The 11,754-nt window shown below is 72.6% G+C and carries 10 protein-coding genes; 2 read left to right on the top strand and 8 right to left on the bottom strand.

Annotation, left to right across the window (positions count from 1 at the left end; translation table 11 throughout):
• Positions 1 to 73 precede the first annotated feature (73 nt).
• The 7 genes from H305_RS0117005 to H305_RS0116975 form a co-directional block, all read right to left on the bottom strand.
• Positions 74 to 736 carry a spherulation-specific family 4 protein gene (locus H305_RS0117005; RefSeq protein WP_028801425.1) on the bottom strand — a complete coding sequence of 221 codons (663 nt, stop codon included), beginning with the start codon at positions 734 to 736 and terminating at the stop codon, positions 74 to 76.
• Entirely contained in the window at positions 733 to 1,659 is a 927-nt protein-coding gene (locus H305_RS0117000) for an NAD-dependent epimerase/dehydratase family protein (protein WP_028801424.1), read from the bottom strand. The genes H305_RS0117005 and H305_RS0117000 overlap by 4 nt, the downstream gene beginning before the upstream one ends.
• Before the next feature lie 7 nt (positions 1,660 to 1,666).
• Positions 1,667 to 2,380, bottom strand: coding sequence for a nucleotidyltransferase family protein (locus H305_RS0116995; RefSeq protein ID WP_028801423.1), 714 nt, complete (start codon positions 2,378 to 2,380; stop codon positions 1,667 to 1,669).
• Positions 2,381 to 2,411: 31 nt separating this feature from the next.
• Positions 2,412 to 3,413 (bottom strand): GDP-mannose 4,6-dehydratase, encoded by a 1,002-nt coding sequence (locus H305_RS0116990; RefSeq protein ID WP_028801422.1) that lies wholly within the window; start codon positions 3,411 to 3,413, stop codon positions 2,412 to 2,414.
• A 165-nt stretch (positions 3,414 to 3,578) separates the two neighbouring features.
• Positions 3,579 to 4,952 carry a hypothetical protein gene (locus H305_RS0116985; RefSeq protein WP_028801421.1) on the bottom strand — a complete coding sequence of 458 codons (1,374 nt, stop codon included), beginning with the start codon at positions 4,950 to 4,952 and terminating at the stop codon, positions 3,579 to 3,581.
• Positions 4,949 to 6,490, bottom strand: coding sequence for a GT4 family glycosyltransferase PelF (pelF, locus tag H305_RS46255; protein WP_063611340.1), 1,542 nt, complete (start codon positions 6,488 to 6,490; stop codon positions 4,949 to 4,951). Before pelF ends, H305_RS0116985 begins: the two co-directional genes overlap by 4 nt.
• Before the next feature lie 83 nt (positions 6,491 to 6,573).
• Positions 6,574 to 6,846: a hypothetical protein gene (locus H305_RS0116975; protein ID WP_028801420.1), complete on the bottom strand. Its 273-nt coding sequence runs from the start codon at positions 6,844 to 6,846 to the stop codon at positions 6,574 to 6,576.
• A gap of 543 nt (positions 6,847 to 7,389) precedes the next feature.
• Between H305_RS0116975 and nhaA the strand changes: the two genes are divergently transcribed.
• Both nhaA and H305_RS0116960 read left to right on the top strand, forming a co-directional pair.
• Positions 7,390 to 9,279: a Na+/H+ antiporter NhaA gene (gene nhaA, locus H305_RS0116970; protein WP_028801419.1), complete on the top strand. Its 1,890-nt coding sequence runs from the start codon at positions 7,390 to 7,392 to the stop codon at positions 9,277 to 9,279.
• 583 nt (positions 9,280 to 9,862) lie between these two features.
• Positions 9,863 to 10,720, top strand: a complete 858-nt coding sequence (locus H305_RS0116960; RefSeq protein WP_028801418.1) for a DMT family transporter — start codon at positions 9,863 to 9,865, stop codon at positions 10,718 to 10,720.
• Between the two features lie 118 nt (positions 10,721 to 10,838).
• On the opposite strand, the gene H305_RS0116955 is transcribed toward H305_RS0116960, so the two are convergent.
• On the bottom strand, positions 10,839 to 11,720 hold the full coding sequence (locus tag H305_RS0116955) for an RNA polymerase sigma factor SigF (protein ID WP_028801417.1): 882 nt from the start codon (positions 11,718 to 11,720) through the stop codon (positions 10,839 to 10,841).
• Positions 11,721 to 11,754: the final 34 nt, after the last annotated feature.

The raw sequence follows: 11,754 nt of genomic DNA, 5'->3' as shown, positions 1-11,754 counted from the left end.
GCTGCCGTGTCGCCCGGGCTCGCACCCCGGCGACACGGCCGTCCCCTCCGGGCGGTCACCCGAAGCGCGGACCTCAGCTCTGCGGCTGGTCCAGCGCGGGCGTCAACCGGGACCAGGGATTGGGCAGTTCGCCCGTGACCGGTCCGCAGACCGCCGCGCCCCGCTCCCGGGCGGTACGGACGGAGAGCGGCACGAGGGCCTCGGGCACGCCGTACACGAGATGACAGAAGCGCTCGGCCGGATGGCGCGAGGTCCACTCCGGTCTGCTGAACGCCGAGACGTACGTCGACCAGTGGCCCTCGAACGTGACGACCAGATCCGCGAGGCGCGCGTACCCCGGTGCCGGGTGGACGCCCGGATTGAGGACGACGGGAGCCGCACCGAGCCGGCGCACCGTCCGTACCAGCCTTCTGACGGTGGACAGTTCGGCCCGGCCCGACGGCACCCGGTCGAGGAAGCAGCCGTCCGTCGCGAACCACTCCCGATGCCGGGTGACGTCCTCCGCGACCTCGTCCGGGTCCCTGGCGCCGTAGTCGGTGTCCACGTAGCCGAGCAGCCGGGCCCCCGAGTCCCGCAGTGCGCCGGCCGCCGCGGTGAACGCCGGGTCGGGGCTCGGACCCGGGCCGTCTGCGGGGTTGAGGACCACCGCGTACGTCCGGTCCGCCATGGTGATCAGACGGTGCCAGGCGGCCGGGTCCTCGCCCGGATGCACGTACAGCGGGATCAGCAGGCTCATGATGTGCGGTCGCCCTCCCGCTCCCGGCCGGCAGGTTCCGTGACCGCGGCCCACAGCGCGGACAGCGACTCGTCCAGCGAGTACGACGGGCGCCAGTCGAGGGCGTGGGCGGCGGAGGTGATGTCGGAGCACTGCCACGACACGTCCCCGGAGCGCACGGACCCGCCGCCCTTCTCCTCGATGCGCCCCCGGAACCCGGCGATCAGGGCCAGCGTCCGCACCAGGTCGCGCACCGGAACGGCCCGCCCGCCGCCGATGTTGAGCACGCGGGGCAGCGGAGCGGGCGCCGTCGCGGCCGCGGCCGCCGCTCGCGCCACGTCCCGTACGTCCACGAAGTCGCGGTGGGCGGACAGGTCACCCAGCCGGATCACCGCGTCCGGGTCCCCGCCGGCCTCGCGCAGCAGCCCGGCGATCCGGCCGGGCAGTCCCGCGGGCGGGGCGCCGGGTCCCACCGGGTTGCCCACGCGAAGGACCACCGCGTCGAGACCGCAAGCGGTCACCGTGACGGTTCCGGCGAGCTTGGTGGCCCCGTACGGCGTGACGGGGCGGGTGGCGGCCGACTCCGCGACATCGACGTCCCGGGTGCCGGGACCGTACTCGGCGGCCGAGCCGAGATGGACGAGGCGTGCGGTGGGAGCGGCGTCACGCAGGGCCGCGCACAGCACGGCGGGGCCTCGGGAGTTGACCTCGGCCAGCGTCACGGCGTCGCCGCCGGTCGCTCCCGCGCAGTTGATCACCGCGTCGGGTGCCGCCGACGCGAGGGCCTTCGCCACCTGGTCCCTGCGGTCGGTGGCGAGGTCGATGCCGATCTCGGCGGCGGCCGATCGGCCGCCGCCGAGCACCCGCACGCCCGGAAGGGCGCGCAGGTGGTCGGCGACGTGACCGCCCAGATAGCCGGTGAGGCCCAGGACGAGAATGCGCATACGGTGGTCAGGCTCCCTTGAGCAGCAGTGACTTGCGGGTGGTGAACTCGGCGTTGGCCCGGTCGTAGTCGTCGGGGCGGCCGATGTCGAGCCAGTAGCCTTCGAACTCGTAGGCGTGCGGGGGGTTCTGGATCCGGAGCAGATCGAGCACCAGCTCGTCGAAGCCGAGCGGCAGTCCCGGGGTGTAGCCGTCGAGCGTCGACCGCGACAGCCCGTACACGCCCATGGAGACGCGATAGTCCATGCTCGGCTTCTCCGTGAAGGCGACGACCTTGCTCGCGTCGGTGGTCAGGACCCCGAAGTCGATGAGTACCTTGCGCGCGTACGTGGCGATCGTCAGCGGCGCACCGGAGGCGCGGTGCCGCTTCAGGACGGCGGCGTAGTCGAGGTCGGTGAGCACGTCGCCGTTCATCACGAGGAACGACTCCGGCAGACGCTCGCGCATGGTGAGCAGCGGGCCCATCGTGCCGAGCGGGCTCTCCTCGGTGGCGTAGTCGACGGCCATGCCCCACTGGGAGCCGTCACCGACGTAGGCGCGGATGATCTCGCCCAGGTGGCCGATGGCGATGGTGCAGCCGGTGAAACCGGACGTGGCGAGCTGGCGCAGCACGATCTCCAGGATGGCGTGCTGATCGCCGATGGGCACGAGCGGCTTGGGCAGTGCGGTGGTGTAGGGCCGCAGCCGGACGCCCTTGCCTCCCGCCAGGATCACTGCGTGCATGGGACTCCTCCTTCGTGGACGTACCGGTCGCTCAGATGTTGTAGATGCCGGTCTTGTAGCGGGCGAGGTTGGCCGGGTCGCGGAAGAACTCCACGGTGTGGGCGAGGCCTTGTTCGAGGTCGTGGGCCGGACTCCAGCCGGTGGCCGCGGTGAGCCGGGTCGCGTCGGCGACCAGCCGCATCACCTCGGAGTCGGCCGGCCGGATGCGCTGGGAGTCCTCCCGTACGTCGAGGGCGGTGTCCATCACCTTGCCGATCAGCGCGACCAGGTCGCCGACCGAGATTTCGCCGCCGGTACCGGCGTTGAAGGTCCTGCCGACGACCCGGTCGGCGGGCGCGGTGCCCACCGCGAGGAACGCCCGCGCGGTGTCCTTGACGTAGGTGAAGTCGCGGGTCGGGCGCAGATCGCCGAGGGTGAGGGTGCGTTCGCCCGCCGCGACCTGGCCGATGACGCTGGGGATGACGGCCCGCATGGACTGGCGCGGGCCGAACGTGTTGAACGGCCGCAGCGTGACCACGGGGGTGCCGAAGCTCGCGTGGTAGCTGTCGGCCAGCCGGTCCCCGCCCGCCTTCGAAGCCGCGTACGGGGACTGGGTGTTGATGGGGTGGTCCTCGGTGATCGGCACGCTCCGGGCGGTGCCGTAGGTCTCGCTGGTGGAGGTGTGCACCAGCCGGGGCGTGCCCAGCGCGCGCACCGCCTCGAGCACGTTGAGCGTTCCGGTGACGTTGGTGTCCACATAGCTGTGCGGTGCCCGGTAGGAGTACGGGATGGCGATGAGGGCGGCCAAGTGGTAGACGCAGTCGGCGTCTTCGACCAGATCCCGGACCGAGCCGGGGTCGCGGACATCGCCGAGGACGATCTCGACCAGGTCGAGGACGCCGGGGTCCAGCGTGTCCAGCCAGCCGTAGGAGGAGAAGGAGTTGTACTGCGCCATGGCCCTCACCCGGCACCCGGAGGCGACCAGTGCCTCGGTGAGATGGGAACCGATGAAGCCTTCGGCTCCGGTGACGGCGGCGAGCGGTGCGGTGGTCAACTCTTGGTCCTTCCGGTCGGTTTGCGCAGGCGGTGTCCGCGTCTGGCGACGGTGTCGCGGGCGTCCCGCGACGGCCGCGGTCGTGTCCGGTCGTCCCGGCGGGATGCCGGGCGCGACCCGTGCGACACAGCGGACGGGATGAGAAGTCGGATGGGGCGGGGAGCTTCAGGAGTGCGGTGCGGGCCGCCCCAGCAGGCGCAGCACGCACGCCGTGAGACACAGCACGGCGGCGCCGCAGCACAGCGACAGCGGTCCCGGGCCCTTCGGCGGGTACGACAGGGTTGTCGCCGTGGCACCGGCCGCGGCGGCCAGGCACACCCCGGCGGGCGGCCATGCGGCCCCGAAGGCCTGGAGGAGCAGCGCGGTCCACAGCGTCGCCGCGAGCAGCAGCAGGGGTATCGGCTCGGCATCGGTCAGCAGCGCGGCGGGCAGCAGCGGCAGCAGATAGGCGCACAGGCACAGAGCGAGCACACCGGTGGACCGGAACAGGAACGCGGGCGGGGTCGCGGTCGCCCGCAGCGCCGCGACCGACATCCCTCGGTACCGGTACAGCAGCCACTCGGCCGGCCCCATGCTGACCGTCAGCACGATCACGGCGTACGGGTGCTGCCGCCCCTCCAGCAGGACCAGCACTCCGGCGGCCAGGCCGAACAAGCCGTACGGCAGGGAGGGCAGCAGCGGGGGCCGGACGGCGCCCGGCGCGGGCGCGACCGCCAGGGTGGCCCGCACTGCCCAGCCCGCCGCGCCGACGGCGCCCACCACGGACAGCAGCGGCGGGGCGACACGGAGCACGGTGCCCGGCTCCCACCAGGGCAGCACCACCGATCCTGCGACCACCGGGGCGAGCGCGGCCAGCAGCAGCCGTTCTCTGCCCAGCACCAGCAGGACCCCGGCCGCCGCGAGGTATACCGACTGCGCGGTGGCCAGGGCCGCCGCCGTGCCCGTACCGGCGAACAGGACCCCCGAGGCCGTCGCCACGGCGGCGCCCAGCGGCGCGCCGGCCCGGAGGGTGAGACCCGCCTCGCGCCGTCCCGCGCCCATCCGCAGGTGCGCCCGGTGCCCGAGCGCCTGGGCCCAGGCCCATGACACCAGCCCGGCCACGACCAGGACGTCGGTGTCGCGCGCGGCGTGCCACAGGCCGGCGGTGAGCAGATACGCGAGTCCCGGCAGGGCGAACAGCACACCGCGCAGGGCACAGCGCACATGGTCCGGCCGCCAGGGGTCCGGTGGCGTCGCGGGCTCGGGGAAGGTGCGCGGCACCCGCTCGTACAGCGCGGAGGCGAGGGAGAACAGGTTCGGGTGCCGGTACCGCTCCTGGATCACCTCGGCGGTCAGGCCCTCCGACTCCAGCAGCGCGGCCACCTCGTAGGGGTGGACGGCCGGGCCGATGCGGTCGGCCAGCTCCGCGGCGAGCCGGTCGACCGCGTCCGGTTCCGGGTGGTCCGGCGCCGCCGCGGCCGGTGCGCGGTGGCCGGCGAGCCGCAGCGACAGCATGTCGCCCTCCGCGCCCCCGGGTTCGAGGGCCATCGGTCCGCTCATCCGGCCAGACTCCTCGGCAGGGCGGCCCGCGGCTCGCCCGTCGAAGCGAGGTCGGCGGCGGTGCCGGCCTCCCACGGGTCGCGCAGGGTGAAGCCGCCGAGTGCCGACAGCTCCAGATAGATCGAGCGGAAGGTGTCGACGGTCCGGCGCAGGGTGAACTGTTCGACCACCCGGAGCCGGGCCCCCTCGCCCATGGTGCGGCGCCGCCCGGGATCGGCGAGCAGTTCCAGCGCCGCCGCGGCCATGGCGGCGGGATCGCGCGGCGGGACGACGAGTCCGGTGTCGCCCACGGCCTCCCGTACGCCACCCACGTCCGTGGAGACGGTCGCCCGACCGCACGACATGGCTTCGATCAGGGTGAACGGGAATCCCTCGCTGATGCTGGACAGCATCACGACGTTGCCCGCCGCGTACGCGTCCTTGATGGCGTCGACGCGTCCCTCGAAGGTGACCGCGTCCGCGTGCCCAAGCTCGGCGGCCAGGGCCTCACACCGTTCACGGTAGGACTCGCCGCCCCGCGGTGTGCCGCCGAACAACCGCAGCCGTGCGGCGGGCAGTCGGGCCCGGACGAGCGCGAACGCGCGGATGAGGGTCTCCAGGTCCTTGATCGGGTCCACCCGGCCCGCCCAGCTGAGCGTGGGTTCCTCCGGTTCGGGACCGGCCGGCGGGAAGGCGCTCGGGTCCACTCCGTTGTAGACGGTGCGGATGGACGCCGGGTCGGCGCCGCCCTGTTCCTCCCACAGCCGGTTGTAGCGGTTGCCCGGCGTGATCAGCGCGGCCCGCCGGTAGGTCTCCTCGGCGAGCAGCCGGAAGAAGCCCAGGACGAGGGCCTTGACCGGCCAGCGGTAGGGAGCGGTGCGGTAGCCGAGGTAGCGCTCCCGCAGATATACCCCGTGCTCCGTCAACAGCAGTGGCACGCCGTGCTGTCGGAGCGCGGCCAGCCCCGGCAGGACGGCGAGGCCGCCGCTCACGGCGTGCGCCACTCCGTGTTCGGGCAGCGGCGCGGCCAGCGGACGCAGGGCGTGCTCCAGCAGAGCGGTGGCGGTGACGGCGTCGTGCAGGGTCGGCCGGGCCTCGCGCACGGCGAGCCCCGGGCGGTTCCACGCGGAGGCGAGGATCGCGACGGCCCGGTCGCCGCGCAGGAAGGGACTCAGCTGCCCGTCGGCAGCCGCGGTCGCCATCTCGTACAGGCCGGTGCCGAACCGGTCCTCGGCACAAGGGTCGAGCAGTGCGGTCAGGAACTGCTCGTAGGCGGCGGACAGCCGGTCGCGGCGGCGCCCGCGCGGCGGACCGCCCTCGGGCGGCGGGCCCCACATCGGGACCCCGACGACGCGCGAGACGTGGTCGGGCACGTCCCAGACGATCGGTTCACGTCCGGTTCCGGTGACGGCGATGACGTCGAAGTCCATGTCGGGCATGCCGACGACGAGTTGGTCGCACCAGACGCTCACGCCGCCGTGACTGTGCGGGTATGTGCCTTCGGTGAGCAGGGTGACGCGCGTCGCGCTGGGGCGCCGCGCGGCGTGGGGAACGTGCATCGATGTGCTCCACGGCCGAGGTGTGGGGTGGTCGGGCCTTCCCGGCCGCCGTGCGCGGCCGGGACCTTCGGTCGGTGCGCCGTTCAGTTGTCCGCGGCGTAGGGCACCCGCTCGTTCACTGCGGCCGGTACCCGTGGGCGTGGAGTGCTGTTGCTCGCGTCCTGCTCGGGGACGTCGGCGGCCGCGTCCGGTTCGGCCGCGATCGCGTCGGTGGTCGCGCCGCCGTCACTCACGACCAGCACCCGCGGGTCGATGCGGGGCGCGGTGGTGTCGGCGTACGCCGCCCCGGCCGGTAGGCCGAGCGGGGCGACGAGTGCGCCCACGCCGAGCGCGGTCGAGCCAATGGTCCGCTTCATGCGGTGAAGTTCCCTCCCCGGGCAGGGGCGATCACTGCTCCCATGGAGCGGACGCACCCCCTTGCGTGACGCCGTCGCCCCCCTCAGACGCCGGCCGTCGACGCTTTCGTCGCGTCACATAGTGATGCCTCTGTGTAGTTTTCGTGTGCCTGCTGCGGAACATGACGGAAAAGAGCAGCCGACCGTCTGGTCGTGATCGAGGTTGACGCACATGTGCGGCGGTTGTCGCGATGTGTGTGCCGTTGCCCGCCCGGACCGGCCTTCGGCGATGCTCGGGACGCCGGTGGCCGAGGATGGCGCTCACCCGGAGCCGCGACGCAGGCTCGTGGTCAGGAGCAGAGCACGCGAGGCTCGGCGCACACCGGGCCGCCGCCTGTGTCGGCGCTGTCGGCGGCTCCGCGCGCCTCGGCCCGGAACAGATCACGATGGGCGAGGGTTCACCTCGAAGTACGATCAAGCCGCTCGGACCGCGTCCCGACCCGGACGCCGGCCACGCCGAACCAGTCGGCGACAGGCACGGAGCGGGCGGAACGGGAGACGAGCATGCCGCCGACGGCGCCCCACCTGACCGGGCGGACCGAGTGCGGCTCGGACATGCACACACCACTGCGCGACTTCCTGCGCACGGAGACGGGCAGCGCCGCCGTCCTGCTCGCCGCCGCCCTCGCCGCGATGGCCTGGGCCAACCTCGCTCCTGGTGCCTACGAGACGTTCTGGGGGACGGAGCTGTCCGTCCACCTCGGCGCGAGAGGGGTGGCCCTCGATCTGCGCGAGTGGGTGAACAGCGGTCTGATGACGCTGTTCTTCTTCGTCGTCGGCCTGGAGGCGCGGCGCGAGTTCGACATGGGCGAGCTGCGCGAACGCAGACGGGTCACCCTGCCGGTGATCGCCGGACTGGCCGGCATGCTCGTGCCGGTCGTGATCTACCTCGCGCTCAACATGGGCGAGTCCTCCGCGCAGGGCTGGGGCGCGGCGATGTCGACCGACACGGCCTTCGCGCTCGGCATGCTGGCACTCCTCGGCGGACGCCTGCCCACAGGCCTGCGGGTCTTCATCCTCACCGTCGCGGTCGTCGACGACTTCGTGGCGCTGGTCGTCATCGCCGTCGCCTACAGCGGCCCCATCGACCAGCCGGCCCTGTGGGCCGCCCTCGGCCTGTTCGTCGTGATCCTCGCGGTGCGGGCCGCGCACGTGCGGCGCGGCGCGGTGTACGCGGTGCTGGCCGTCGCGACCTGGGTGGCCCTGGAGAAGTCGGGCGTCGACCCGGTCGTCGTCGGACTGGCCATGGGGCTGCTGACCTACGCGTACCCGGCCAGCCGCAGCGACCTGGAGCGGGCGAGCGGGCTGTTCCGGCTGTTCCGTGAACAGCCGACGCCGGAGCTGGAACGGTCGGTGCGACTAGGTCTCGCCTCGGCGATCTCGCCCAACGAGCGGCTCCAGCGGATGTACCACCCGTGGACCAGCTACGTGATCGTTCCGCTGTTCGCGCTGGCCAACGCGGGGATCACCGTCGACGGCGGCCGGCTCGCCGAGGCGTACACGTCACCGATCACCCTGGGCATCCTGGCCGGCTACGTGGTGGGCAAGCCCGTGGGCATCGTCGGTGCCTCCTGGCTCGTCTCCCGGTTCAGCCGCGGGAACCTGCGCCCGCCGGTCGGCTGGGGCGCGACCACGGCAGGAGGGGCCATCGCCGGGGTCGGGTTCACCGTCTCCCTGCTGATCGCGACCCTCGCCTTCTCGGGAGAGCGCCTCACCCAGGCCAAGATCGGCGTACTGAGCGCGGTCGTCTGCTCCTTCGCGACGACGTGGCTGGTCACCTGGATCGTCGGCCACCTGCCGGGCCAGGCGCGCAGCCGTGCCCTGCTCGGCACCGGGGCGACGATCGTCGACCTGGTCCCGCCGGTCGACGTCGACCGCGACCACGTCCGCGGTCCCCTGGACGCGCCCGTGACGGTCGTCGAGTTCGCCGACTTCGAATGCCCGTACTGCGGGCTCGCGGAGCCCGTCATCCGTGAACTGCTTGCCGACTACGGAGACGTCCGCTACGTCTTTCGCCACCTGCCCCTCGACGACGTGCACCCGCACGCCGAACTCGCCGCCGAGGCCGCGGAGGCCGCCGCCGAACAGGGCGCGTTCTGGGAGATGCACGATCTGCTCCTCGAACACCAAGGCGCCCTGCGGGCGGTCGATCTGCTCCGGTACGCCGAGCAATTGGGCCTCGACACCGAACGCTTCCACAAGGCCCTGCGCCTCCACTCCGGCGCCGCGCGGGTCGCCGAGGACGTCGAGTCCGCCGACCTGAGCGGTGTCTCGGGGACGCCGACGTTCTTCGTCAACGGCCGCCGCCACCATGGCGCGTACGACATCGAGAGCCTCACGGCCGCGGTGCACGCGGCCAAGGAGCGGGCCCGGCTGAACCGCCCGGCCGGCTGAGGGCGGCACCGGAGGCCCGCGCCGCCGGGCCCGGACGTCGACGACCGGACAGACGTGCGGGCGCAGGCACTAAAAGGTAACGAAGGCCGCGTATCACGTGACGGAACGAACGCGAAGCGTAACGTCCTGCCTCCTGAGGCTCGTGGGGGAGCCTTCAGGTGGGGGAGGGGATGTCATGTCCGTCAGGACAGGTGCCACCGGGCTGCCCGGATCCGTCCGGCCCCGGCTCGTGGCGGCGATAAGTTTGGGGATTCTGTGCGCGGCGCTGACGGCGTGCGGGAACGGGGACCCGGACGCCCGGGGAACGTCGGCGGCCGCGCCGAGCACGATCGCGGCCACGTCACCGTCCTCCGGCCCGCCCTCGCCGAGCACGCCCCCCGGTCCAATGCCCTCGCTCAGCGACACGCCGACGACCGAAGCAGCCGACACGGTCACCGACACGCCGGGCGAGGAGACGCTCGCGCAGGGCGACGGGGAGGCCGCCGCGCTCTAGAGCTCCGGAGCGGTCCCCGGGCTGCTCCGCGCGGGTGTGTCCCGGCCGCGACGGGAGGCCCGGGCCCGTTCCGGAGGGCATGGTGGAGGCGTGACTGTGCTGGCTGTGCTGTTCGCTCTGCTGGGGGCCGCGAGTAACGCGGCGGGGACGGCGTTCCAGCGCAAGGCGGCAGCCACCGTCCCGACCGGCGGCGGTCTGCGCCTGCTGATCGCACTGGCACGGCAGCCCGCCTGGATGATCGGCATCGCGGGAGTGATCGGGGCCGCGACCTTCCAGGCGCTGGCTCTCGTGAACGGGCCAATGGCACTCGTGCAGCCCCTGTTCATCCTGGAACTGCCCTTCGCTCTGCTCTTCGCCATCCCGTTGCTGCACCGGCGTCTGCCCCGCGCGGGCTGGTGGGCCGTCGCGGGAGTGGTCGTGGGCCTCGGACTGGTCCTCGGCGCGGCCGCGCCGTCGGGTGTGACGCACCAGGCGCCGATGACGCGGTGGGTCCCGGTGCTGGTGGTGTGCCTCGGAGCCGTCGGCTGCGCGATCGCACTGGCCCGGCCGGGGCGGCCGCCGTTGTTCCGGGCCGCCGTGCTCGGCTCGGCGTCGGCCGTCAGCAACGCGCTGACGGCCGCGCTGCTGAAATCGTCCGCCGGGGCACTCGCCGACCACGGTTTCGACGCCTTCCTCGGTGCGTGGCAGACGTACGGCTTCGCGGTGACCGGTGTCGGCGCCATCCTGCTGCTGGAGAACGCCTTGCAGGCGGGCCCCCTGGCCGCGTCGCAGCCCGCCCTCACCATCGGCGACGCGACGGTCAGCCTGCTGCTGGGCGTCTTCCTGTTCGAGGAGAGCGTCCGGACCGGCTGGTGGCTGCTGCCCGAGGCAGTCGGTGTCGGGCTGATCCTGTGGGGCGTGGTGAGGCTGACCCGGGTCGTGCCGCACATCGGGGAACTGGCCCACTGACCGGCACGCCGGAGAGAGCGCCACGGGCCCGCGCAGCGCATCGCACACACGCAGACAGCCGTCGGCCGCCGCCCGGAGTCGGGGCGGCGGCCGACGGACCGGTCGTGGCGTGCGGATCTCAGACGACGGAGGGGTCGAGCAGTCCGGCGCGCAGCCGCTTGAGGATGCGCGTGATCAGGCGGGAGACGTGCATCTGGGAGATGTTCAGCTCCTCACCGATCTGGGCCTGCGTGCGCTCCTCGACGAACCGCATGTGAATGATCCGGCGCTGACGCTCGTCGAGTTCGGCGATCAGTGGTGCCAAGGAGTGGAAGTCCTCGACGAGTTCCAGCGACGGGTCGTCCTCGCCGATGAAGTCCGCGAGCACGGCCTCGCCGTCCGCCCCGCCGTCGGCGGTGAGCGCGGCGTCGAGGGAGGACGAGTTGTAGCCGTTCGAGGCCTTGCGGGCCTCGATGACCTCTTCTTCGGACAGGCACATCAGCTCGGACAGCTCGCGCGTGGTCGGAGTACGGCCGAGTCGGGTACGCAGCTCCTCCGTCGCCTTCGCGAGCTCTACCCGCGCCTCCTGGAGGCGGCGGGGCACATGGACGGCCCAGCTCGTGTCGCGGAAGAACCTCTTGATCTCACCGACGATGTACGGCACCGCGAAGGAGGTGAACTCGACCTCGCGGGACAGCTCGAAGCGGTCGATGGCCTTGATGAGGCCGATCGTGCCGACCTGGACGATGTCCTCCATCTCGCCCTGGCTGCGGCTGCGGAACCGCGCCGCCGCGTACCGCACGAGGGAGAGGTTCATCTCGATGAGGGTGTTGCGCGCGTACTGGTATTCGTGCGTGCCTTCTTCCAACACGGCCAGTCGGTCGAAGAACGGCCGGGACAGTTCGCGGGCGTCCTTGGGACTGATCTTCAGCGGCTCGTCGATCTGAGGAAGGATCGCCCCCTCTGCCGTCACTGCCCGCTGTGCCGTGTCCGTCGCGTTCGCCTCCGCCACGGCTGCCATGCCGTCCACCCCATATCTCCGAAGGAATTGATGA

Source organism: Streptomyces sp. 142MFCol3.1 (assembly GCF_000424945.1).
Classification (GTDB): Bacteria; Actinomycetota; Actinomycetes; order Streptomycetales; family Streptomycetaceae; genus Streptomyces; species Streptomyces siamensis.
Note: the sequence above shows the minus strand (reverse complement) of the source record. Positions and strands in the feature narration are given on the sequence as shown.